The 22,721-nt window shown below is 69.2% G+C and carries 28 protein-coding genes; 10 read left to right on the plus strand and 18 right to left on the minus strand.

Features of this window, described 5'->3' with window-relative positions:
* Window positions 1–104 precede the first annotated feature (104 nt).
* A complete protein-coding gene (locus OCL97_RS18870) occupies window positions 105–806 on the plus strand; it encodes a DUF4336 domain-containing protein (RefSeq protein ID WP_377371322.1) in 702 nt (233 codons plus the stop codon).
* Between the two features lie 3 nt (window positions 807–809).
* Here OCL97_RS18870 and ychF read toward each other — a convergent pair whose 3' ends face one another.
* From ychF to lgt, 8 genes are all read right to left on the minus strand, one after another.
* Entirely contained in the window at window positions 810–1,907 is a 1,098-nt protein-coding gene (gene ychF, locus OCL97_RS18875) for a redox-regulated ATPase YchF (protein WP_304777376.1), read from the minus strand.
* Window positions 1,908–1,973: 66 nt separating this feature from the next.
* Complete coding sequence (pth, locus tag OCL97_RS18880) at window positions 1,974–2,597, minus strand: aminoacyl-tRNA hydrolase (protein ID WP_304777375.1); 624 nt, start codon at window positions 2,595–2,597, stop codon at window positions 1,974–1,976.
* A 157-nt stretch (window positions 2,598–2,754) separates the two neighbouring features.
* Window positions 2,755–3,378: a 50S ribosomal protein L25/general stress protein Ctc gene (locus tag OCL97_RS18885; RefSeq protein ID WP_377371324.1), complete on the minus strand. Its 624-nt coding sequence runs from the start codon at window positions 3,376–3,378 to the stop codon at window positions 2,755–2,757.
* Window positions 3,379–3,503: 125 nt separating this feature from the next.
* Window positions 3,504–4,538 carry a hypothetical protein gene (locus tag OCL97_RS18890; protein WP_377371325.1) on the minus strand — a complete coding sequence of 345 codons (1,035 nt, stop codon included), beginning with the start codon at window positions 4,536–4,538 and terminating at the stop codon, window positions 3,504–3,506.
* A gap of 158 nt (window positions 4,539–4,696) precedes the next feature.
* A complete protein-coding gene (locus tag OCL97_RS18895) occupies window positions 4,697–5,632 on the minus strand; it encodes a ribose-phosphate pyrophosphokinase (protein WP_377371326.1) in 936 nt (311 codons plus the stop codon).
* 75 nt (window positions 5,633–5,707) lie between these two features.
* Window positions 5,708–6,472, minus strand: a complete 765-nt coding sequence (gene pgeF, locus OCL97_RS18900) for a peptidoglycan editing factor PgeF (RefSeq protein ID WP_377371327.1) — start codon at window positions 6,470–6,472, stop codon at window positions 5,708–5,710.
* A 1-nt stretch (window position 6,473) separates the two neighbouring features.
* Complete coding sequence (locus tag OCL97_RS18905; RefSeq protein ID WP_377371328.1) at window positions 6,474–7,529, minus strand: class I SAM-dependent methyltransferase; 1,056 nt, start codon at window positions 7,527–7,529, stop codon at window positions 6,474–6,476.
* Window positions 7,516–8,418, minus strand: a complete 903-nt coding sequence (gene lgt, locus OCL97_RS18910; protein ID WP_304777369.1) for a prolipoprotein diacylglyceryl transferase — start codon at window positions 8,416–8,418, stop codon at window positions 7,516–7,518. Before lgt ends, OCL97_RS18905 begins: the two co-directional genes overlap by 14 nt.
* An 83-nt stretch (window positions 8,419–8,501) precedes the next feature.
* On the opposite strand from lgt, the gene OCL97_RS18915 reads away from it, so the two are divergent.
* The 6 genes from OCL97_RS18915 (at window position 8,502) to proC (ending at window position 13,859) form a co-directional block, all read left to right on the plus strand.
* Complete coding sequence (locus OCL97_RS18915; RefSeq protein WP_304777368.1) at window positions 8,502–8,750, plus strand: accessory factor UbiK family protein; 249 nt, start codon at window positions 8,502–8,504, stop codon at window positions 8,748–8,750.
* A 148-nt stretch (window positions 8,751–8,898) separates the two neighbouring features.
* The gene (locus OCL97_RS18920; protein WP_304777367.1) at window positions 8,899–9,402 is read left to right on the plus strand and encodes a type III secretion system chaperone family protein; all 504 of its coding nucleotides are present in this window, start codon (window positions 8,899–8,901) and stop codon (window positions 9,400–9,402) included.
* 318 nt (window positions 9,403–9,720) lie between these two features.
* Window positions 9,721–10,086 (plus strand): hypothetical protein, encoded by a 366-nt coding sequence (locus tag OCL97_RS18925; protein WP_305704231.1) that lies wholly within the window; start codon window positions 9,721–9,723, stop codon window positions 10,084–10,086.
* A gap of 72 nt (window positions 10,087–10,158) precedes the next feature.
* Window positions 10,159–12,312, plus strand: coding sequence for a TonB-dependent receptor (locus tag OCL97_RS18930; protein WP_377371329.1), 2,154 nt, complete (start codon window positions 10,159–10,161; stop codon window positions 12,310–12,312).
* Between the two features lie 32 nt (window positions 12,313–12,344).
* On the plus strand, window positions 12,345–12,962 hold the full coding sequence (locus OCL97_RS18935) for an energy transducer TonB family protein (RefSeq protein ID WP_377371330.1): 618 nt from the start codon (window positions 12,345–12,347) through the stop codon (window positions 12,960–12,962).
* Window positions 12,963–13,067: 105 nt separating this feature from the next.
* Entirely contained in the window at window positions 13,068–13,859 is a 792-nt protein-coding gene (gene proC / locus OCL97_RS18940; protein ID WP_377371331.1) for a pyrroline-5-carboxylate reductase, read from the plus strand.
* Window positions 13,860–13,970: 111 nt separating this feature from the next.
* Here proC and OCL97_RS18945 read toward each other — a convergent pair whose 3' ends face one another.
* The 4 genes from OCL97_RS18945 to OCL97_RS18960 form a co-directional block, all read right to left on the minus strand.
* A complete protein-coding gene (locus OCL97_RS18945; protein WP_377371332.1) occupies window positions 13,971–14,405 on the minus strand; it encodes a DUF2147 domain-containing protein in 435 nt (144 codons plus the stop codon).
* A gap of 63 nt (window positions 14,406–14,468) precedes the next feature.
* Complete coding sequence (locus OCL97_RS18950; protein WP_377371333.1) at window positions 14,469–15,815, minus strand: ATP-binding protein; 1,347 nt, start codon at window positions 15,813–15,815, stop codon at window positions 14,469–14,471.
* Window positions 15,815–16,516, minus strand: a complete 702-nt coding sequence (locus tag OCL97_RS18955) for a response regulator (protein WP_377371334.1) — start codon at window positions 16,514–16,516, stop codon at window positions 15,815–15,817. Before OCL97_RS18955 ends, OCL97_RS18950 begins: the two co-directional genes overlap by 1 nt.
* Window positions 16,513–16,992 carry a MarR family winged helix-turn-helix transcriptional regulator gene (locus OCL97_RS18960; protein WP_377371335.1) on the minus strand — a complete coding sequence of 160 codons (480 nt, stop codon included), beginning with the start codon at window positions 16,990–16,992 and terminating at the stop codon, window positions 16,513–16,515. The genes OCL97_RS18955 and OCL97_RS18960 overlap by 4 nt, the downstream gene beginning before the upstream one ends.
* A gap of 71 nt (window positions 16,993–17,063) precedes the next feature.
* On the opposite strand from OCL97_RS18960, the gene OCL97_RS18965 reads away from it, so the two are divergent.
* Window positions 17,064–17,951, plus strand: a complete 888-nt coding sequence (locus tag OCL97_RS18965) for a branched-chain amino acid aminotransferase (RefSeq protein WP_377371336.1) — start codon at window positions 17,064–17,066, stop codon at window positions 17,949–17,951.
* On the opposite strand, the gene OCL97_RS18970 is transcribed toward OCL97_RS18965, so the two are convergent.
* The 6 genes from OCL97_RS18970 to OCL97_RS18995 all read right to left on the minus strand — a co-directional run bounded on the left by OCL97_RS18970 (window position 17,948) and on the right by OCL97_RS18995 (window position 21,447).
* The gene (locus tag OCL97_RS18970; RefSeq protein ID WP_377371337.1) at window positions 17,948–18,925 is read right to left on the minus strand and encodes a tetratricopeptide repeat protein; all 978 of its coding nucleotides are present in this window, start codon (window positions 18,923–18,925) and stop codon (window positions 17,948–17,950) included. The genes OCL97_RS18965 and OCL97_RS18970 overlap by 4 nt on opposite strands.
* Before the next feature lie 146 nt (window positions 18,926–19,071).
* On the minus strand, window positions 19,072–19,476 hold the full coding sequence (locus tag OCL97_RS18975; RefSeq protein WP_377371338.1) for a DUF4870 family protein: 405 nt from the start codon (window positions 19,474–19,476) through the stop codon (window positions 19,072–19,074).
* A 62-nt stretch (window positions 19,477–19,538) separates the two neighbouring features.
* Window positions 19,539–20,060: a hypothetical protein gene (locus OCL97_RS18980; RefSeq protein ID WP_304777355.1), complete on the minus strand. Its 522-nt coding sequence runs from the start codon at window positions 20,058–20,060 to the stop codon at window positions 19,539–19,541.
* Window positions 20,061–20,063: 3 nt separating this feature from the next.
* Window positions 20,064–20,411 carry a dihydroneopterin aldolase gene (folB, locus tag OCL97_RS18985; protein ID WP_305337415.1) on the minus strand — a complete coding sequence of 116 codons (348 nt, stop codon included), beginning with the start codon at window positions 20,409–20,411 and terminating at the stop codon, window positions 20,064–20,066.
* Window positions 20,412–20,495: 84 nt separating this feature from the next.
* Entirely contained in the window at window positions 20,496–21,230 is a 735-nt protein-coding gene (locus OCL97_RS18990; RefSeq protein ID WP_377371339.1) for an SDR family oxidoreductase, read from the minus strand.
* A gap of 10 nt (window positions 21,231–21,240) precedes the next feature.
* A complete protein-coding gene (locus OCL97_RS18995) occupies window positions 21,241–21,447 on the minus strand; it encodes a hypothetical protein (RefSeq protein ID WP_377371340.1) in 207 nt (68 codons plus the stop codon).
* On the opposite strand from OCL97_RS18995, the gene OCL97_RS19000 reads away from it, so the two are divergent.
* Both OCL97_RS19000 and OCL97_RS19005 read left to right on the plus strand, forming a co-directional pair.
* Window positions 21,446–22,372, plus strand: a complete 927-nt coding sequence (locus tag OCL97_RS19000; RefSeq protein ID WP_377371341.1) for an SMP-30/gluconolactonase/LRE family protein — start codon at window positions 21,446–21,448, stop codon at window positions 22,370–22,372. The two genes, OCL97_RS18995 and OCL97_RS19000, sit on opposite strands and share 2 nt — an antisense overlap.
* Window positions 22,373–22,498: 126 nt before the next feature.
* The coding region (locus tag OCL97_RS19005) for an aldehyde dehydrogenase family protein (protein WP_377371342.1) at window positions 22,499–22,721 on the plus strand (223 nt) is incomplete at its 3' end.

Consider the following 22,721-nt stretch of genomic DNA (forward strand, 5'->3'; position numbering starts at 1 on the left):
TCGCCGACATAGCTAGGGGAGGCGCGGCGGATGTCCAGCAGGGTTGGCGCTTCGGATGGCCGGTCCTATGGTTTTCGGCGCTCCCCTGGGCTGGAGGCCATCCGATGAGCACGCCGCTGCTGGAGCCCGTCGGCCCGGAGATCTGGCTGTCCGCCGGGCCGGAAGTCGAGGTGGTCGGTTTCCGCTATCCGACGCGGATGGTGGTTATCCGGCTGGGCGGGGACGGTGTCCTTGTCATCTCGCCGGTCGCGCTGACCCCGGGCCTCAAGGCGGCCGTCGAGGTGCTGGGCGAGGTGCGCCACGTGGTCGGCCCCAACTCTCTGCACGATCTCTTCCTGAGCGAATGGCGGACGGCCTATCCGAGCGCCCGGTTCCACGCCGCGCCGGGGCTGCGGGGCCAACTGCCGGACCTCGCCTTCGACGCAGACCTCACCGACACCCCGCCCGCGGACTGGGCGGGAGAGCTCGAACAGGTGATCGTGCGGGGCTCTCGGATCACCCAGGAGGTGGTGTTCCTCCACCGGGCGAGCGGCACGGCGATCTTCACTGACCTGATCCAGCAGTTCCCGCGCGGCTGGTTCAAGGGCTGGCGGGCCCTGGTGGCGCGGCTGGACCTGATGACGGAGGCCGACCCCGCCGTCCCACGAAAGTTCCGCGTCGCCTTCTCAGACCGCCCGGCGGCGCGGGCGTCGCTGCGGCGCATCCTGGAATGGCCGACCACGAAGGTGCTGATGGCGCACGGCGCGCCGGTGGAGCGGGACGGCCAGGCCTTCCTCGCCCGGGCGTTCCGCTGGCTGTCGCCGTGAGTCCTAGACGTTGAAGCGGAAGTTCAGGACGTCGCCGTCGCGGACGACGTATTCCTTGCCTTCCTGGCGGAACTTCCCGGCCTCGCGAGCCCCGGCTTCGCCCTTGAGACCGACATAGTCCTCATAGGCGATGGTTTCGGCCCGGATGAAGCCCTTCTCGAAGTCGGTGTGAATCACCCCGGCCGCCTGGGGGGCGGTGTCACCCTTGTGGATGGTCCAGGCGCGGGCCTCCTTGGGGCCGACGGTGAAATAGGTCTGCAGGCCCAGCAGGTGGTAGGCCTCCCGGATCAGCTTGTTGAGGCCGGGCTCGGTGAGGCCCAGGGTTTCCAGGAACTCGGCGCGTTCATCGGCGGCGAGCATGGCGATCTCGCTCTCGATCTGGGCGGAGATGGCGACGTGGTCGGCGCCGTCGCGAGTAGCGCGCTCGGCCACCAGGCGGGACATCTCGTTGCCCTCGGCGGCCGACGCCTCATCGACATTGGAGACGTAGAGCGCCGGCTTGGAGGTCAGCAGCTGCAGCATGCGCCAGGCCTTGTCGTCCTCGTCGGCGACCTTCGCCTTGCGGGCGGGGCGGCCGGCGTTCAGCTCGGTCAGGGCCAGCTGCACGAGGCGCAGGGTCGTGGCGCTTTCCTTGTCGCCAGCCTTGGCCCGCTTCTCCAGGTTGCTGACCCGCTTCTCCAGGCTCTCCAGGTCGGCCAGCATCAGCTCGGTCTCGATGGTCTCCAGGTCGGAGAGCGGATCGACCTTGCCCTCCACATGGGTGATGTCGTCATCGATGAAGCAGCGGGCGACGAAGGCGACGGCGTCGCAGTCGCGGATATTGGCCAGGAACTGGTTGCCCAGGCCTTCGCCCTTCGAGGCGCCGCGCACCAGGCCGGCGATATCCACGAAGTTGATCCGCGCGGGGATGATCTCCTTGGACGGGATGACGGCGGCCAGGGCGTCCAGGCGCGGCTCAGGCACCGCCACGTCGCCGGTGTTGGGCTCGATGGTGCAGAAGGGATAGTTGGCGGCCTGGGCCGACGCCGTCTGGGTCAGCGCGTTGAACAGGGTCGATTTGCCGACGTTGGGCAGGCCGACGATCGCGACTTTCAGGGCCATGAACTTCCGTTTCCTATTCGAGGGCGCGACCTAGCACGTCTGCTGGCGCCGCCCAACTGTGGTGGCTCAGCTGTCGCCGCGGCTGCGGGCCTGGCGGGTGTCGCCCTTGTCGGCGGGGGCCAGGCGCAGGACCTCAGTCTGGTACTTGTCGTCCTCGCCGGCGGCCAGCAGAGGGGCGGCCTGGGCCACGGCCTTCAGCAGGTCGATGACCCAGGGCTGCTCCACCTTGTGGAAGTCCGACAGCACGTGGCCCTGAACCTTTTCGGGATGGCCCGGGTGGCCGACGCCGAGCCGGGCGCGGCGGAAGTCGGGGCCGATATGGGCGGTCACCGAGCGGACGCCGTTGTTGCCGGCCGCGCCGCCGCCGGTCTTCATGCGGAACCGGCCGGGCGCCAGATCGATCTCGTCATAGAACAGCACCACGTCGGCCGGGTTGGCCTTGTAGAACTTCACGGCGGCGCCGACCGAGCGGCCGCTCTCGTTGTAGAAGGTCTGGGGCTTTAGGATCAGGGCCTTCACAGGGCCGGCGGGCGTGTCGATCTCGCCCTCGCGGGCCAGGCCCGAAAACTTCGAGCGCTCGGGTCCGAACCGCCATTGCTTGGCGATCTCGTCCACGGCGATGAAGCCGATGTTGTGACGGTTCTTGGCGTACTGGGCGCCGGGATTGCCTTGGCCCGCGAGGATCAGCATGGCGCCAGGCGGCTCGGCCCCCCGAAGGGGGCCGGCCAGTCTCTAGATCACGATGGTTTTGGATCGAAACGATCCAAAACCATAAGACGTGATCGATTGTTGAAGATTAGAGCGGGATTGGCGCGAAAAACCGGTTCCCACTTTTTCGCATCCCGCTCTAGACGGTGGTGGAGGCCGCGGCGGCCGCCGCGTCGTCGGTGGCGGCGTCAGCGGAGGCCGAGGCCGAGGAACCGGCCAGGGTGGCGACCACGAAGTCACGGTCGACGGCGGGCTTGACGCCTTCCGGCAGGATGAACGCTGACATGCGGATGGTGTCGCCGATTTCCGCCCCGGTCAGGTCGAAGACCAGCTCTTCGGGGATGTGGTCGGCGGGGCAGGCCAGCTCGACGGTGTGACGCACGATGTTGAGCGTGCCGCCCTTCTTGAGGCCGGGGGACTCTTCCTGATTCTTGAAGTGCACGGGCACTTCGATCTTGATCAGCTGGTGCTCGTCGACGCGGTACAGGTCGAAGTGGACCGGCTCGTCGTTGACGGGGTGCATGTCCACGGCCTTGGCGATGACCGGCTGGGTCTCATCGCCGTACTTCAGGGTCACCAGGTGGCCCAGCAGCTTGCCCGTATAGAGCGCCTTGCGGAATTCGTTGGCCTTCACGGCGATGGCGACCGGATCCTTGGCGCCGCCGTAGAGCACGCCGGGGACCATGCCCGCGCGGCGGGTCTCGCGCGCACCACCGGTGCCGGTGCGATCGCGAACTTCAACGTTCAGAATGATATCGGCCATGGCCTTGCCTCAAAACGAAACCGCCGCGCGAAGTGCCGCGCGGCGACGGACGACCCTCCTGGGGTCGAAAGGTGGGCGTAAATACACAAAAGCCCCGCCCGTGGCAACGGGCGGGCGCAGATGTTTTAGCGCTTCTTGGTGTCGGCCTTGGCGGGCGTCACCTTGTAGGGGGCCGAGCCGTCGGCCACCCGGATCTTCGGAATGAACTTGGCCTCGAAGGGCTCGGTGTTGCCGGAGGCTTTGATCACGCAGCGACCGGTGTCCATCATGATGTGCTGGCCGAGGCAGAAGACATCCTCGTAGTGCGGCTTGGAGACCGCCAGGCACTGATAGAGGTTCAGCTTGGCCATGTTCATGCAGAAGGCGACGTTGGGCTCGGCCATCACCGCCATCAGGGTGTCGACATTGGCGTCGCCGCCTTCGCCCAGGGCGGCGAGCGCCGCCACGGCCATGCCGCGCACTACGATGGGGCTGTAGGGCGGAGTGGCCGGTTCGGCGGTCAGGCCCAGGGGCGAGACGCCCAGGGCCGCCTGCTGCAGGCGCGCGGTCTCGGCGAGGTCGCCGACCACCGGGGTGGCCGACAGGCTCTTGGCCTGCGACAGCCGCAGGTCGCGGTTGAGGACGTCGGACTTCGACCACTTCTGCTTCTGGAGGTCATAGGCCGACTGCTTCACCGCCTTGCCGGCGTCGTAGAGTTGCTGGCCCTCATTGCCGAGCGCGGTCTTCACCAGGCCCGCGGCGCTGGCCGAGCCGGCGATGCCCACGACATAGGCCGGGTCCTTGAGGATCGCGGCCACCACTTCGCGGCGCTGATCCACATTGACGGCGTAGGTGCGGACCCCGGCCACGAAGGCGGGGTCCTGCAGGGCGACGACGGCGGCGTAGGCCGTGGCGCCGCGCTGAAGCTGCTTGGGCTCGTAGGCGGCTCCGACGGCCACGCCCTTGGCGATGGCCTCACCATCGGCGAAGTCGGGTGTCACCGCGCTCACGCGGGCCATGTAGTAGCGATAGGCGGCCGCCTGCTCGATCAGCTTCGGCGACAGGCTCACCGCGGGCGGCGGCGGCGGCGGCGGCGGCGGCGCGGGCTGCGAACAGGCCGACAGCAGGGCCGCGAAGGCGATGGCGGCGAGCGTGCCGGTCGCGCGAATGGCAGAGGTCATCCTGAAGCTTCCCCAGAAGATAAGCGCGCGAACCTAGCACAGACGCGCAGGCGAGAATGTGACCGCAGATGCTTAACCCTTGTTAACCAAGCGTGGCCGTTTCAGGGGGAGGTCAGCAAGTCCCGTGCCGGAAAGGTGTTAGAATCCAGGATGAACTGTCAGTCGAACAGTTTCGACACCGACTCCTCATTGGCGATGCGCCGGATGGCCTCCCCCAGCAGCTTGTCGCAGCTGACATAGCGCAGCTTGGACTTGTCGCTGGCGCCTTCGGAGGCGGAGATGGAGTCGGTCATCACCAGCTCCTTCAGGATCGAGGAATTGACCCGGTCGATGGCCGCCCCCGACAGCACGCCGTGGGTGACATAGGCCGAGACCTCGGTCGCGCCGCCGTCCACCAGGGCCTGGGCCGCGTTGCACAGCGTGCCGCCACCGTCGATGATGTCATCGAACAGGATGCACCGTCGGCCCGACACGTCGCCGATGATGTTGGCCACCTCGCTCTTGCCGGGGCCCGAGCGGCGCTTGTCGACGATGGCCAGTTCGGCGTTCAGCCGGCTGGCGACCGCCAGGGCCCGCACCACGCCGCCCACGTCGGGAGAGACGATCATCAGCTCGCTGGTCTTGTCGTAGTTTTCCTTGATGTCGGCGGCCAGCAGCGGCGCGGACACCAAGTTGTCGGTGGGGATGTCGAAGAAGCCCTGAATCTGGCCCGAGTGCAGATCCATGGTCAGCACCCGGTCGGCGCCGGCGCGTTCGATCAGGTTGGAGACCAACTTGGCGGAGATCGGCGTGCGGCCGCCAGTCTTCCGATCCTGCCGGGCATAGCCGAAATAGGGCATGACGGCGGTGATCCGCTTGGCCGAGGCGCGCCGCAGCGCGTCGATGCAGATCAGCAATTCCATCAGGTTGTCGTTGGTGGGGTAGCTGGTGGACTGCAGTACGAAGACGTCCTCGCCGCGGACGTTCTCGTCGATGGTCACCCAGACCTCGTTGTCGGCGAAGCGCTTCACCTGGGCCTTGGTCAGGGGCAGGTCGAGGTGGGAGGCCACGGCCTCGGCGAGCGCTCGATTGGAGTTGCCAGCCAGCAGCTTCATGAGAACTCCCGCAATGTCTCGCCGATGGGCGGGGCTTGTAGCAGGCGAGCCGCCAGCGGCAAGGCCCGGCGGCGATTAGACCAGCGTTATCGCCGAAAGCAGGCGGCCGAAGTCAGGCTCACCCCGCTTGAAGGCGCGGCGGTTGGAGAAGAACAGGGCCTCCTCGGCGCAGGTGTCATGGCCGATCCACGCCGCCGTGCCGACGCCCGCCGCCTGGAGGCGTGAGACCACGAAGCCCGGCAGATCGAACATCGGCTTTTCGGCCGTCTCGCCCGGCGCAAAGAAGCGTTCGTGGTCGGCGTCCTGGCCGATGAAGGCGGCCAGGAACTCCAGCCCCACCTCATAGGAGGCCTGGCTGATGCAGGGCCCCACCACGGCCACCATCCGCGAAGGCTCGGCGCCCAGGCCCGTCATGGCGGCGACGCAGGCCTCGGCCACGCCGTTCAGCGCCCCCTTCCAGCCGGCGTGGGCAGAGGCCACGACGCGGCCCTCCGCGTCGGCGATCAGGATCGGCGCGCAGTCGGCGGCCAGCGCTCCGCACAAGACGCCGGGGTTGGCGGTGACCACCGCGTCGCCTTCAGGCCGCTCGTCGCCCCAGGGCTGGTCGGCGACCAGGGCCGTGGCCGAGTGGATCTGGTAGCAGGTCGACAGCGCGCCGGCCGACAGGCCGAAGTGCTCGGCCGCCCGGCGCCGGTTCTCGGCGACATCGGCGGGCTCGTCGCTCGAGCCGCGCCCCACGTTCAGGCTGTGATAGATCCCGGTCGACACCCCGCCAGCCCGCGTGAAGAAGCCGTGGCGGACGCCGGGCAGGTCCAGCAGCGGCGACGTCAGTGGGTTCATTTCAGGCCTCAAAGCCGGGCGGGGCCAGGCCCGGGGTGTGGATGCAGACGGCCTTGAACAGTTCGCCCATCTGGTCGGGGGAGACCAGTCGTTCCAGCTGCCGCTCGATCACTTCGCTGCGGTCGGGGCGGGCGGCGGTGAGCGCCTCGGCCCGTGCGCCGATCCCCAGCCTGACCAGGAACTCGCCCTGGGTGAGGATGGGCGCCGTCGCCGCCCCCTCCCTCGCCGCCGCCGCCAGCACGGCGGGGAAATCGGCATGGACGGTGAGGTCGGCCGCGCCCGGACTGGCCAGGGGACTTTCCTTCACATGGCGGCGCAGGGCCTGGAGGGTGTCGCCGAAACCAGGCTGGTCGCGGCCATAGTCGATCAGCAGGGCCGCCCCGCCATCAGCGGCGATCCGCGCGCCGATCTCCGAGCCCAGCGCCTCCTGGGCCGGAGACTGTTCCAGCACCGAGCCGGCCGGAGCGTCCGGCGCCAGGTCGCCGATCGCCGCGCCCGCCAGGCCGAAGGCCAGTTCGCCGGCGTCGTTCAGCCCCACCACGCGCTCGGCCCAGCGCTTGTCGGTCCGTACGAACTGGCGCGGCGGCAGGCAGTCCAGCAGTTCGTTGGCGACCAGGATCATGGGCGCTTCGTCCGGAACCTCGGCCAGGGACGCGGCCCAGGTCACGCCGTCGCCCAGCACCTGCCGCTGCCGGGCCTTCAGAGGGGCGGAGGTCTCCACCAGCCAGACGTCGGCGGCGGCGACGAAGTCCGGCGCCAGGCGCGCGGCCCGCAGCATGTCGTCCATCAGGGTCCCGTCGCCCGGCCCGATCTCCACCAGTCGGAAGGGCGAGGGACGGCCCATCGCCTGCCAGCACGCCACGGCCCACAGGCCGATAAGCTCGCCGAACATCTGGCTGACCAGGGGCGCGGTGATGAAGTCGCCGTCCGCGCCCAGGGCCGGGCGCGTCGCGTAGTAGCCGTCCGCCGGATCGTGCAGGCAGGCGGTCATGTACTGGGCCACGCTCATCGGTCCGCTCTCGCGGACCTGGGCGATCAGCCGGTCACGCAGGCCCATCGGTTTCGATCTTGAACGGATCGCGCGCCGGCGGCTCGCCCTCGACGACCTCCTCGACCTGGGCCTCCAGGCCGACCTCGGGCTGGGGCAGGGGCTCGCGCATGCCGCGCCAGATCAGCCAGGCGCCGCCGAGCGCCATCGGGATCGACAGCATCATCCCCATGGTCAGGCCCAAGGGGAAGGCGGGCAGGTAGGCGTCCGGCTCGCGGACATTCTCGATCAGGGTGCGGGCGATCCCGTAGCCGAGGAAGAACATGCCCGCCACCACCCCGCGCCGGTTCAGCAGCTTGGCGTGATGGGTGGCGATCCGCAGGATGATGAACAGCAGCAGGCCCTCCAGCAGGGCCTCATAGATCTGGCTGGGGTGGCGCGGCATGATCCCGGCGTCGGGGAAGACCACGCCCCAGGGCAGGCTGGTGGGCCGCCCCCAGAGCTCGCCATTGATGAAGTTGGCGATGCGCACGAAGAAGATGCCGATGGGCGCCGCGGCGGTGATCACGTCCCCCAGGCGGAAGACATCGACCTTGTTGACCCGGGCGAACAGCAGGGTGGCGATCAGCACGCCGAGGACCCCGCCGTGGAAGCTCATCCCCCCCTTCCAGGTCTTGAACACCTCCAGCGGGTCGGTGACGATCAGGGCCGGTGTGTAGAAGAACACGTGCCCCAGCCGGCCGCCGACGATGATCCCCAGCGTGATCCACAGGATCAGGTCGTCGATCTGGGCGGGGCTGGCGGGAGGCCCGCGCAGGGGCCACAGGGCCTGGTTGCGCGCCATCGAGGTGATGTAGCGCCAGCCGATCAGGATGCCGGCCACGTAGCCCAGGGCATACCAGCGGATGGCGAAGGGGCCGATGTGGATGAGGACGGGGTCGATGTCCGGGAAGGGCAAGGCCAGGCGCTCCGAGAAGATGTCCTCGCGGTTTAGACGGAAACCCCGTGGCTTTCATCCCCTCAGCTCCCATATAAGGAAGCATGCAGACCCAGAACCCCTTCCTCGACGAGATGGCCAAGCTGACCGGAGCCGCCATGGGCCTCGCCCAGAGCGCCGGCGAAGAGGCCAAGGCCGCGTTCCGAGCCCAGGCCGACCGCATGGTCGCCGAGCTCGACCTGATCCGCCGCGACGAATTCGAAGTGCTCAAGGCCGAGATCGTCGCCTTGCGCGCCGAGATCGCCGCTCTGAAGGGCGCTGACGCCCCGAAGAAGGCGTCCAAGAAAGCCTGATTGCGCGGCATAACGACCTAAACACACGAATGTGGCTCGCCCCCCGGAAGAAGCCGGTGACAGGCGACCCACGAACCAGACTAGTTTCAAGATCGCAGGCGATTCGGGGCGCGCTCGCTCCTCCGGACGCCGTACGCGAAAGGGTCTCATGGACACGCCTCTGTCTGACGAAGACGTCCTGCTCGCCCACGACCCGCTCGATGTCGTTGAGCATGTGCTGCAAGCCGAGAATCTTCAGTTCGATCGCACCGAGGAAGGCGACCTCGCCTTCACCCTGGCCGGCGACTGGAAGGACTACGAACTCTGGTTCGCCTGGCGGCCCGAGGCCGACTGCCTGCAGCTCTGCCTCTCGGTGGATATCCAGGTCCGCGCCGAACAGCGCGCCGCGGCCTTCGAACTGGTCTCCACCGTCAACCAGCGCGTCTGGCTCGGCCACTTCGAGGTCTGGGACGACGGCGAGATCGTCTTCCGCCACGCCATGGCTCTGATGACCGGCGAGCGCCCGACGCTCGCCCAGGCCGCGGCCATGATCGACGTCGCCATGGAAGGCGCCGACCGCTTCTACCCGGCCTTCGACTTCATGGCCCGGGGCGGCAAGTCGCCTGCCGAGGCCATCGCCGCCTGCATGTTCGACACGGTCGGCGAAGCCTGACTCGCCAGTCTCGCCGCCAGGGCCGGGACCCGCGCGAGCCGGTCCTGGGTCAGGGCTTCCCCCGCCGATCCGTCAAACCATCGCGTTGGGGCAAGCGTTCCTCCCATAGGTAGCTGTCTGCTGTGTCTGCTTGAGTCAGATCAAGGCGGCCAGACGATCTTCCGCCCAATCTGAGTTGGCTGGCCCTCGGGTGGGCCAGTTCCGCCCATCGCGGCCGATGCATAGACTTCCAACGTCGGGGTGCTAGTAGGCGCTGCAATGTCGGTCTTCAGGACAATTGGTGGCAAGGCGTCAGCCTTCGCGCTGATACTGGCGTGCATGGCGATCGCCCTGCGCGTCTTCATCCCGCAGGGCTACATGTTGGCCCTGGGGGTCGATTCCGGTTCGGTTCCTATCGTGCTCTGCACACCGCAGGGCGTCCAGACCGTGAGCATCGACGCGGCCGGCCATATCGTCGACTCGCCCACGAAGACGCCGACCGACCCGTCCGGGAGTCCGGCGGCCGACCATCCCTGCGCCTTCTCGGGCTCCGGCGTCGCCTTCGCGGCCGAGCCCCCGATGCTCGTCGTCCTGGCGGGCCTGCGCTGGGTTCACGTGTCCGTCGCCGTTGAGTCCCAGACCACGCCGGGCCGCGGCCTTGCCGCCCCACCGCCGCCGCCAACCGGGCCACCCCTGCAGATCTGATCCCTCCGGACATTCCGAAGCGCGTCGCCGATAGCGGCGGCGCGCCTGTGCATCAGATCAAAGGCTTACCTCATGTCTCGTTCGCTTTGCGGCCGCACGGCCGTGCTCATGGCCGGCGTCGCCGTCGCCACGCTCTCCAATCCTCTCCTCGCCCGGGCTCAGACCGCCCTGCCTCCCATCCAGGCCGTAGCCGCGCCGGAGGCCGCCGATCCCGCCCGATCCCCGGGCGAGCGTCAGGTGACCGGGGAGCTTCTCGCCCGCCGCGCCGCGGGTACGGCCGACACCATGTCGCTGGTGGCCGGCGAGCCGGGTATGGCCGTCTACGCCAACGGCGGGTTCTCGAGCCTCCCGGTGATGCGGGGCCTCGCTGACAGCCGCGTCCTGGTGACGGTGGACGGCGTGGGGATCACCACATTTTGCCCCAACAACATGAACCCCCCCGGCTCCTACGTCCTCCCCGGCCGGGTGGACGCCATCTCTATCCTGCCGACCCTGTCGCCGGTCAGCGCCGGCGGCGACAACATCGCGGGGGTGATCGCCGTGACGACGCGGCCGCCGGCCTTCGCCGAGGCGGGCGAGGGGCTGCGTGTGAGCGGCGAGGTCGGCGCGAGCTATCGCGGCGTCGCCGACGCCGTCGGCGCCACCCTCCAGGCCGCCTTCGCCGGGGAGCGGTTCAGCCTCGGCTACGAGGGCGCCTGGAGCCGCGGGGACAACTACAGGACCGGCGACGGCCGGCGCGTGCGTTCGACCCTCTACGAGGCCTACGACCAGGCGCTCACCCTGGCGCTGCTCACCGACCACGGCGTGGTCAGTCTGCGCGCCGGCAGGCACTTCTCGCCCTATGAGGGCTTTCCCACCCAGCGCATGGACCTCACCGAGAACGACAGCAGCTTCGCCGACCTTCGCTACGAGGGGACCTATGGCTGGGGCGAGGTGACCGCCAAGGCCTCGTGGCGAACGGTGGACCACGAGATGAACTTCCTGGCCGACAAGGGCGGCTCGGCCACCGGCGGCATGCCGATGAACACCCAGGGCCGGGACCTGAGCGCGTCGCTGGCGGCGACCGTGCCCCTGACGGATGGCGGGGCGGTGCGGGGGGGAATCGAGGCCCATCGGTCCGATGTCGACGACTGGTGGCCGCCGGTGGCCGGCAGCATGATGATGGGGCCGCAGACTTACTGGAGTATCACCGCCGGGCGCCGCGAGCGGACGGGCCTGTGGGTCGAGTGGGAGGCCAAGCCATCCGCGGACTGGACGACCTTGCTGGGCGCCCGCGTCGAGCGCGTGGACACCGACGCCGGCCCCGTCCAGCCCTATGCCTGGACCGGCATGATGAACATGCCCGACGCCATGGCGGCGCGAGCCTTCAACGCCCGCGACCGGAGCCGCGCCGATGACAATGTGGATGTGACGGCCAAGGCGATCTGGCGTCCCAACACCACCACGAGCGTCGAGTTCGGCTACGCCCGCAAGACCCGCAGCCCGACGCTTTACGAGCGCTACGCTTGGGGTTTGGGGATGATGTCGAGCTCGATGACCTCCTTCGCTGGCGACGCCAACGCCTATGTCGGCGACCCCGATCTGAAGCCCGAGGTGGCGCACAATCTGGCGGCCACGTTGAAATACGCCAGCCTGGACGGAAAGCGCGGCCTGACCTTCGGCGTCTACCGTTCGCAGGTCGAAGGCTTCATCGACGCGGTGAAGCTGGCCGATCTGGCCAAGGGTTTCGTTCAGCTTCGCTTCGCCAATGTGGACGCCCGTCTGCGCGGCTTCGACGCCAGCGGCCACGCCCAGGTCTGGGAGAGCCCGGCGCTGGGGCGAGGAACCCTGACGGGGACTCTGTCCTGGGTCGAGGGCGAGAACCGCAACAGCGGCGACGACCTCTACCACATGACCCCCCTGACCCTGCGCCTGGGCCTGGAGCAGGCCAAGGGTCGCTGGACCCACCAGGCCGAGGTGGAGTTTGTGGGGGAGAAGGACGCGGTCAACGCCCTGCGCCACGAACCGAAGACCGCAGCCTACGCTCTGTTCAACCTGCGTTCCGGCTGGAAGGGCGATCGGGTGCGGGTGGACCTGGCTGCGGAAAACCTGCTCGACACCGCCTACGACCTGCCGCTGGGGGGCGTGTCCTTCGGTGACTTCAAGGCCGGCGGAAGTCTTCCGCCGATCCGGCCGCTGCGGGGTCCCGGGCGGTCGATCAATCTCAGCCTCGCCTACGCGTTCTGAGCTTGAAGCGCCCGGCTGTCCGGCGAGGGCGCGTGGCGGCGATCGGCGCCTCGATCGTCGCGCACGCCGTCGCGGCCTGGGGGGTGGCGTCCCTCAGGCCGGTGGCGGAGCCTGCGCCGCAGCAGGCCATGATGGTGCAACTGCTGCCGCCGCCGCCGAGGTCCGCCGCCGGCGGGCGGGACCGTTCCTCGGCGCCGCCCAAGCCTGGCCGGCAAGCTGCCCCGCGCCAACCCACGGGGCCGGTGGCGACACTGGACGACCGGGCGGCTACCATGGCCTCGCCGGCGGAGCCGCCGCCCTCGGTGGCTGCGCCGGGGGCCGCGTCCGCGGCTCTCCCGCAGACGCCGAGGCCATCAGCGGAGGACCGTCTCGCCGACTATCGCCGCCGCCTCTGGGCGCATCTGGCCGCCCATGCGCCGGCCGCGCCTCCAGGATCGGGAACGGTGAGCGTCGTGTTCGGGGTCGACCCCCGCGGGGCGCTGCTGTTTGCCCGTCTGGCGCGATCTAGCGGCCGACCGGCCTTCGACCGAGCCGGCCTGGCCTCGGTTCGCGCCGCCGCCCCGCTTCCCCCGCCCCCGGATGGGGTCGACGCGGCCGACCTGGTGTTCACGGTCCCGATCCAGGCGGCCGCCTGGGGTGGGGTGGGCTGACGCTCGAGACTTTTCATGGCGTCCATGGTGGGGCGCAAGTCCTGGCCCTCGCCCATCCGGCGGTCAGGCTCTAGGGTGAGCCATCCCTGATCCCTGGAGAGCCCCATGACCCCCATCCTGATCCTGGGCGCCGGCCGCATGGGCGGAGCCCTGATCCAGGGCTGGCGCAGAGCCGGCGTCTTCGCCCCCGCCGACCTGATTCTGCGCGACCCGCACCCCACCGAACTGGCCCAGGCCGTCGCCCGTGACGGCGCCCGGCTCAATCCCGCCGACCCGGCTCTGGTTGAGGCCCAAACCGTTCTGCTCGCCGTCAAGCCGCAGCTTTGGCGCGAAACTGCGGCGGAGGTGGCGAGCCTGCTGCATCCCGAGGCGGTGATTGTCTCGGTGGCGGCCGGCGTGCAATCCGCTGACATCGCCGCCGCCTTCGGCCGCAAGGTCGCCCGTGTCATGCCCACCACCGCCGTGGCGATCGGCCAGGGGACCACCAGCATCTATGCCGCCGAGCCCGAGGCCCGCGCCCGGGCCCGGGCCCTGTTCGGCCCGGTCGGGACGGTGGTCGACCTCGACGATGAAGTGCTGATGCATGCGGCCACCGCGGTTTCCGGCTCGGCCCCGGCCTATCTCTACGCCTTCATCGAGGCTCTGGAGGCCGGCGGCGCGGCGGCGGGCCTGCCGGTGGAAGCCGCCCAGCGCCTGGCCCGCTCCACCATCGCCGGCGCCGCGGCTCTACTGGCGCAGAGCGGCGAGGAGCCCGCCGAACTGCGCCGCCAGGTCACCTCGCCGGGCGGCACCACCCAGGCGGCGCTCGAGGTGCTGATGGGGGAGGGCGGGCTGTCACCCTTGCTGCGCGACGCCGTGGCCGCCGCCCTGCGCCGCTCCAAGGAACTCGGCGCCTAGAGCCCTTACCTATCTGATTGTTTCAGTCAGATCGGATAAGAAAGGGCTCTAATTCAAAAAGTTAGAGCATTTTTCGATCCGATAACCGTTTCACGCTTATCGGAAAATGCTCTAGCGCGTCCAGGTCTGGGCCTGGCAGATCGGGCCGATGCAGCCTTCCACCTTCAGGCTGCCATTGGCGTTGGCGCTGATCTTCGAGCTGTAGGTCTTGCCGCCGCCCGGATCGTAGATCTTGCCGCCGGTCCACTTGCCGGGACCTGCCGGCTTGAAGTCGCGGATCATCTGCAGGCCCACAAGCGGACGGTTTCGCAGGTTGGCGTCTGGATTGTTGACGTCCTTCAGCGGACCGCCGGCCTTGTCCTTGGGGTTCTTCATCCAGGTGATGGTGCCGCAGGCCTTGGCGGTGTCGCTGACGCAGGGCGCGATGCGGACCTTGGTGCCGCCCCCCACGGTCGTCCAATCGCCCATCACCGGATCGGCGGCCTGGGCGGCGGTGGCGGCCAGCAGGGCGAGCGCGGCGGCGGTTGCGAGATGAGCGAGCTTCATTTGGTTTCCCCTCCGTGGTCGTGTTCGGTCTTGAAGCGCCAAACCGTGGCTGAACCTTGTTCTTTAGCCGGGTAATCTGACGGTGGCGCGAAGGCCGCCCATCGGCGAGCGGCTGAGCGTCACGTCGCCGCCATGGCCGCGGGCCACGTCCCGGGCGATGGCCAGGCCCAGGCCCACCCCCTTGTCATTCTGGTTGCGGGACTCGTCCAGGCGGCTGAAGGCCTTGAAGGCTTCCTCATGGCGATCCTCGGGGATGCCCGGCCCGTCGTCGTCCACCAGGATCTCCACCCCGCCCGTGGCCCGCGCGGCGGCGGTGACCACGATGTGCTCCCCGTGGACGGCGGCGTTCATGATCAGGTTCGACAGCGCCCGTTTCAGCGAGTTGGGCCGCACGCTGGCGGTCAGGTCGGCCTCGGCGCTGACGCTGACCTCGGCGCCGGCGCGCACCGCCCCCTCGCTGACCTCCTCGATGAGGGTCTTGAGCCGGACGGTCTCGACGGCCTCGCCGCCCTCGCCTCGGGCGAAGGCCAGGTACTCGTCGATCATGTGCTCCATCTCGGAGAGGTCACGTTTCATCTCGCCGGTGCGCTTGGTGGGCTCGGCCAGGGCCAGCTCCAGCTTCAGCCGGGTGAGCGGTGTGCGCAGGTCATGGCTGACGCTGGCCAGCAGGGCGGTGCGCTGATCCAGGTGTCGCTGGATGCGGGCCTTCATGGCCAGGAAGGCCTGGGCCGCCTGGCGAACCTCCCGTGCGCCGCTGGGTTTGAAGGCCGGCGCATCCATGCCGCGGCCGAAGTCGTCGGCGGCCGAGGCCAACCGCTCGATGGCGCGCACCTGGTTGCGGATGAACAGGATCGAGATGGCGGTCAGCAGCAGGGTCGCGATGGTCATCCAGAGGACGAAGATGTGCCCCTGGGTGGCGATGGCCCGGTCGCGGGGCGCCAGCACCCGCATCACGCCGTTGGGGGTCTGGACCCGGATGTCGACATAGGCGGGATAGCGCGTCGTATCGAACCAGAAGGGCTGGTCGATGCGCCCCGCCAGCGCCCCCTCCAGCGACCGGTCCACCACCGCGAACAGGGCTGTGCGGCGGCCCACCGGCAGGGTGCGCCCGCTCTGGAAGGCCAGCGACAGGCTCATGGAGCGTTCGGCCCGGTCGGCGATGCGGGCGAAGCTCTCGGGGGTGGGGTCGTCCTGATAGCTCTCCACGGCCCAGGCCACGTCGCCGGCCAGCCCTTCCGACAGCCGGCTGGTCACCGCCTGCCAGTGGGCGTCGAAAAACACCCAGGTGACCGCCACCTGCATCACCGCCACCGGCAGGATGATGATCAGCAGCGAACGGCCGAACAGGGTGGTGGGCAGGCTGCGCTTGATCAGCCTCCGCAGACGCACCGGCGACAGGCGCAGGCGCATCAGTCGGGCGCCAGCAGGTAGCCCACGCCGCGCACGGTCTGCAGGTAGCGCGGGGTCTTGGGATCGGTCTCGATCTTGCGGCGCAGGCGGGTCACCTGGACGTCCACGGCGCGGCCGGACGGATCGACCGTCTCGCGGGCCAGCTCCATGCGGTCCACCGGCTCGTGCGGGCTGCGGGCCAAGCGCTTCAGCAGGGCGACCTCAGCCTCGGTCAGGCGCACGGGGACCTCCTCGCAGGTGAGCTCGCCGCGCTCGACGTCGAACCGGCAGCGCCCCAGGGAGACCGGCCCATTGGCGGTGGCGCCCGGCCGGCCCTGCGAACGGCGCAGGATGGCCTCTATACGCAGCAGCAGTTCCTCAGGCTCGAAGGGCTTGTTCAGATAATCGTCGGCGCCCAGCCTCAGGCCCTCGATCCGATCCTCCGGCAGGCCCCGGGCGGTCAGCATCAGCACTGGCGTGCGGCCGGCCATGCCCTTGCGGTCCCGCAGCCACTTGGTCAGGGAGAAGCCGTCCTCGCCCGGCATCATCACGTCGAAGACGGCCAGGTCGAAGTCCAGGGTCTCCATCAGCTTGCGGGCCGGCGCGCCGCCGGGCGCCGTGGTCACGCGGAAGCCGGCGCGGGCCAGGTACTCCTTCAGCAGTTCGCGGATGCGGTCATCGTCATCCACCACCAGCAGGTGGCGCTCCCCGGCCTCGCTCATCGCCCCGCTCCCGTCTTGGTTCGTCCACCCGCCAGCGCCGCCAGGATACGCCGGGCGCCGCCCACCCCGTCCAGCCCGCCGGTGCGATAGGCCCGCGCCAGCTGCCCGCGCAGCCGCTCGGAAATCCGCGCCTCGAAAGCCGCCCCCGCCTCGGTCAGGGTCGCGGCCCGCCTGCGTCCGTCCAGGTCCCCCTGGGCCTTTTCGGCCAGGCCATGACCCTCCAGGTCGCTGATCACCCGGCTGGCGGCCTGTTTCGACAGGCTGGTGATGTGGGCCAGCTCCTGGACGCCCAGCCCCGGCCGCCGCTTCAGCAGGAAGGCGGCCCGCCAGTGCGAGCGCCCGAGGCTAAGGCCCTCGGCCTCCAGGCCGGCGTCCACGTCCGCCCAGAGGGCGGCCTCGGCCAGCATCAACAGCTCAAGTCCGGTATCGAGCTCCTCGTCGCGCAGGACCAGCCTGGGATCGGCCACGGCGCTCATCGGAACCCCCCAATTTGTTTGACGTCGCGGGCGCGGGGGGCTGTAAGGAGGCGTTCCCTGCAGGAGGTCCCATGTCTCTCGTTCCCTTCGATGACCGCGACGGATGGATCTGGCTCGACGGCCAGTTCGTAGCCTGGCGCGAGGCGAAGGTGCACGTCCTGACCCATGGGCTCCATTACGCCTCGTCGGTGTTCGAAGGCGAGCGGATGTACGGCGGGGAGATCTACAAGCTGACCGAGCATACTCAGCGTCTGTTCCAGTCGGCGGAGATCCTCGACTTCGAGATTCCGTTCACGGTGGCCGAGATCGATCAGGCCTGCAAGGACACCTGCGCCAAGAACGGCCTGACCGACGCCTATGTCCGCCCCATCGCCTGGCGCGGATCGGAGATGATCGGGGTCTCGGCCCAACAGACCAAGATCCACGTGGCCATCGCCGTCTGGGACTGGCCCAGCTACTTCAAGCCGGAAGAGCGGGCCAAGGGCATCCGCATGTGCTGGGCGAAATACAAGCGGCCTTCGCCGGAGTCCGAGCCGGTCCACGCCAAGGCCAGCGGCCTCTACATGATCTGCACCATCTCCAAGCACGCCGCGGAGAAGGCCGGCTACACCGACGCCATGATGCTCGACTACCGCGGCTACGTCGCCGAGAGCACCGGCTCCAACGTCTTCTTCGTGAAGGACGGCGTGCTGCATACCCCCACCCCCGACTGTTTCCTGAACGGCATCACCCGCCAGTCGGTGATCGCGCTCGCCAGGTCCAAGGGCGTCGAGATCGTCGAACGCCACATCAAGCCGGAAGAGCTCTCCACCTTCAGCGAATGCTTCGTCGTCGGCACCGCCGCCGAGGTGACCCCGGTGGCCGAGATCGGCGAGTACAGCTTCACGCCGGGCAAGCTCTCGCTGGAGCTGATGGAAGACTATTCCAGGCTGGTGCGCCGCGAGCTGGTTCCGGCCTAGACGGCCACCTTGGCTTCAAGCTCCGCCAACCTCCGCCGGGTGACCGCGAGGTCCTCGCCGTAGGCCACAGGGTCAGCCGCGGCCAGTGACCCGCTGATGTCCAAGCTCTCGCGATAGAGGTCCAACGCCCGCATGCGGTGGCCGCGATCCTCGCGGGCGTCGGCCAGGCGTTCCAGCGCCAGGGACAGGGCGCGCTTTGCGGCGACATCGGCGGGCTGGGCCTCGGCGAAGGCGCGGCGCAGGGCGAGCGCCTCCTCATAGGCGTCCACGGCGGCGTCCAGGCGCTGCTCCTCATAGGCCACGTCGCCGATATTGGTCAGGGCGTCGGCCAGGCCCGCCGGCTCGCCGATCTGGCGGGCATAGGTCAGGGCCTCGTCATAGGCGTCGGCGGCCTGGTCGGTCAGGCCCTGGGCGCGGGCGAAGTCCCCGGCATCCTGGGCGGCGAGGCGCCGCTCGTGCTCATCCCCCGCCAACGACGAAAGCCGCCGGACATTGTCGGCGGCTTCTGACCAGCGTTCGGCCCTGGTGTGTTCATGGAGCTCCCGCCTGGCCTCGGCGAAGGCTCCCGGGGCCCCGGGCGGCGCGCCGGCGTGGACCTCCGGTTCAGAGGCGACTTCCGCGACGGCGGGCGCCTCGGCCACCACCTCCGCCGCATGATGGGCGTGGGTGGAGCCGTGGTCGTGGGCGGTCATCGGGGCGGGGTCGTTGAAGTCGATGGTGACCGGCGGACCGCCCTTGCGGCGCTTCTTGCCGCCACCGCCCGAGGGGCCGCCCGGGCCCTTGGGCAGCAGGGCGGCGATGAAGATGATCGCCCCCAGGCCCGCCGCGGCCATCGCCACGTAGAACCGCAGGCTCTCGAAGGCGCCCAGCGGGATCGGGGGAATTCGCCCCTCCAGCCCGCCCGGATTGAGAATGGCGTAGGCGACGCCTCCAAGCGCCAGCCCCAGCAGCATTCCGAATATCCGACCCAGCATACGAATTCCCCCGGCCGCTCGCCCCCCAGGCGCCGACCGGTGAAGGTTCGGGACCTGGGGCGGGGGGCGTCGAGGCGATGCAACCGGCGGGGGATGCGATCAGCTCGATCCGCGCGCTTCCTAGGCGAAGCGCGCGGATCCTGCCTCTAAATTAGCCAGTTCATGGGTCGGGGATAGGCTTCACCCCGGGACAGATGCAGCAGTCCCATGATGCAGCGGACCCCGAACCAGATCCCCACGACGCTGCAGATGAAGACCCCCAGCATCAGGAACGGGATACCCACCAGGATCACCGAGAACACCCCGCCGAACAGCACCAGCAGGCCGCCGATGATGAACCACCAGATCGACAGCCAGAAGGTGCGGATCATGAAGGTGTAGTGGCTCTCCATCCTCGGGCCGGCCGTGGCGCGGTTGGAATAGGCGATAAGCAGCCCGATGAAGACCGTGAAAAAGGTCGCGAAGGTCAGCAGGTAAAGCACATAGGCGACCATCGGCAGGGTCTTGTCCTCGGTCGTGGTGACCGTGCCGTTGTCCAGTCGTTCACTCATTGACGGGCTCCTCTTCGTCTCGTCCAGAGCATGATGTGGCCCCGATTTGTCCCGGCGCCAGTTTAATTCGCGTCCATGTTTCCCGCGGCGTTGCTTGGGGCTCTATTCAACCAGGGCAGGACGCCTGCCGCCAGGATCAGCACGAAGACCAGACGGGCGGCCAGCGCCACGCCCAGGGTCCAGGCCCCGGCCGTCGCGGCGAACAGCAGCAGCATCACGGCGCCGGCCGCGAGCAGCCCCATCATCCAGGTCAGGGGCTCGGCCAGGGGTGCGCCGGCGTTGCGGAATCGCGCCCCGGGCGTGGTCACCGCCGCGGCCGCCGCCACCGCCCCGACGAAGCCCGCGAAGGACTCCGCGCGGTTCTCGGGCCGCAGCCCGCGGGTATAGCTCATGGCCGGAATGGTCAGCCGCCCGCGCGCGAAGGTCAGGACGGCCCCGCCCTGCGCGCTCTGCAGGCTCTTCAGCTTGGCCAGCTCGAAGCGCCGCGCCTGGCGGCCCCGCGTCTGGGTGATGACGTCCCCCTCCAGCGTCCACACGGTCTCACCCTGCAGGGGCGAGAGCCGGGCGCTGTGGGAGATGGCCATGGCTTAGCCGCGGACGACCGTGATCTCGACGCCGGCCGCCGCCGCGTGGGGGGCCAGCGCCAGGGGTTTCTCGACCCGCACCCGGGCCCGGGTCACGCGATGATCGGCCAGGCAGGCGCGCGCCAGACGCTCGGCGAAGGCCTCCACCAGGCCGATATGGCCTTCGGCGGCGATGGCGCGGGCGGCCTCTCCCACCATCTCGTAGTTGACGGTCTCGCTCAGGCGCTCGGCGCCGGCCGTGGGCACGTCCAGCTCGACGTCGACGACGAGGGGCTGGGCCTTGCCCTTTTCATGGGAATAGACGCCGATCTGGGCGTCGATCTTCAGTCCGGTGACGAAGATCTTGGTCATGACGATGCGGCCGGCGGCCACGGGCTGGGCTTGAGTTTCGGCGGGAATCTCCTGGATCGGCGAGAGGGCCAAGGTCGCGCTCCTTCAGGTCAGGTGCTGACCGGAATCGACAGCGATCATCTGGCCCGTCACTGACCGGGCGTCAATCAGATAGGCCAGGGCCTGGCCTATCTCCGCGGGGTCGACCGGGTGGCCCAGGGGTGTGGCGGCGGCCTCGGCGGCGAAGGCGGCCGCGTCCTGGTGGACAGAGGCCAGGGTCGGTCCCGGCCCGATGCCGTTCACCCGGATGCGGGGCGCCAGCGCCTGGGCCAGCATCTGGGTGGCGCTCCACAGGGCGGCCTTGGAAAGCGTGTAACTGAAGAACTCCGCGCCGGGCGCCAGCACCCGCTGATCCAGCACATTGACGATCAGGCCGTCGCGGTCGACGGGCAGCCTGCGCGCGAAGGCCTGGGCCAGGACCAGGGGGCTGCGGAGATTGGTCTCCATGTGCGCGTCCCAGGAGGCGCGGTTCATGCTGGAGAAGGCGTCTTCCTCGAAGGCCGAGGCGCAGTTCACCAGCAGGGTGACGGGCCCAAGCTCGCCTTCGACGTCCCCCACCATGGGGGCGGTGGCCGCCTCCTGGCGCAGGTCGCAGGGATGGAGATAGGCCTTGCGGCCGAGGCTGCGGACATCGGCCGCGGCGGCCTGGGCGTCGTCATCGACGGCCCGGCAGTGGATGGCGACGTCATAGCCCGCCCGTGCGCAGGCCAGGACCAGGGCCCGGCCGATACGTCGCGCGCCCCCGGTGACCAGGGCCGCGCCGCGAGGGGTCGTCGCCATTCGCGATCGATCAGTCGAAGCGGCCGAACTCGAAGCGGTTCAGGGCGAAGATCACCACGAGGAAGGTGAGGATGGTGTAGATGGCGACCATGGTCGGGCTCCGGTTTTGCTGGCTCGGTGTTAGCGAGCGGCGGCGGAGGCCGCAAGCCGACTTGTCGAACGCGTCGCCGCAGGGCCTAGTTCGGGCAAGAAATAAGAACGCCCGAGGAAACCCCATGCCCCTGACCCCCATCGCGCCCGCGAGCCTGACCAAGGTCGCGGTCGGCATCGACCGTCCCGAGGATGTCGTCGTGAGCAGGGACGGCCGGGTCTTCGCCTCGGACCACCAGTGCGCGGTGGCCGAGATCTTCGCCGACGGCTCCTTCAAGCGGCTGGGGCCCAAGGGCGGCGCGCCAAACGGGATCAACATGGACCGCGAGGGTCGCATCCTGATCGCCAACTTCGGCATCTATGACCGGGAGGAGGGGCCTCTCCAGCGCTTCGACCCCGCCACCGGCCTGCACGAGACCCTGGTGGCGCAGGTGGACGGCCGGCGGCTCTCCAGCGCCAACTATCCGGTGATGGACCGCGCCGGGAACATCTGGTGCGCCAACTCCACCCATGCCGAGACCTGGCCCCAGGCCCTGGACGGACGCGCCGACGGTTTCATCTTCGTGCTGCGCCCCAACGGCGCGACCTCCATCGTCGCCGAGGGGCTGAAGTTTCCCAACGGCATGGCGCTGTCGGCCGACGAGCAGACCCTCTACTGCGCCCAGACCAGCGCCGCCGACGTCATGGCCTTCCCGGTCTTGCCGGGCGCCACCCTGGGCCCCGGCCGCCGTTACGGCCCGGTGCTGGGCAAGCTGCAGCAGGAGGTTCCGGCGCCGCCCGCTCAGGATCTGGGCTACACCGACGGCGTGGGCATGGACGCCGAGGGCAATCTCTGGGTCTGCCTGCCGGCCGCCAACAAGGTGGTCGCCATCACGCCAAGCCTTGAAGTCGTCACCGTGATCCACGATCTGTCGGGCGAGATCGTCAACCATCCCACCAACATCGCCTGGGGCGGCGCCGACCTGAAGGACCTCTATATCGGCTCCATCCGCGCGGGTTACGTCCTCAAGGGACGCAGCCCGGTGGCCGGCCAGCCGCATATCCACCAGTGACCTGAGTCCTCATGCCGTTACGGAATGCGGCTTTGGGGGCTTCCCCAGTGATCAACGATCACTAAAATGCTTGTTTGAAGTCGGCCCCGCCGGCGAGCTCATCAACGAAATCCCGGGAGGACGCCTATGCGCGAGTACCTGAAGTTCTACATCAACGGCGAGTGGGTCGAGCCGACCGAGGCCAAGACCCTCGACGTCATCAATCCGGCCAACGAAGAAGTCTGCGGCAAGATCTCGCTGGGCAACGCCACCGACGTCGATAAGGCCGTCAAGGCCGCCCGCGCCGCCTTCCCGGCCTGGAGCCAGACCACCCGCGAGGAGCGCCTGGAAGTCCTGGGCCGCATCCTGG

The sequence above is a fragment of the Phenylobacterium ferrooxidans genome, from assembly GCF_042714595.1.
Lineage (GTDB): Bacteria > Pseudomonadota > Alphaproteobacteria > Caulobacterales > Caulobacteraceae > Phenylobacterium > Phenylobacterium ferrooxidans.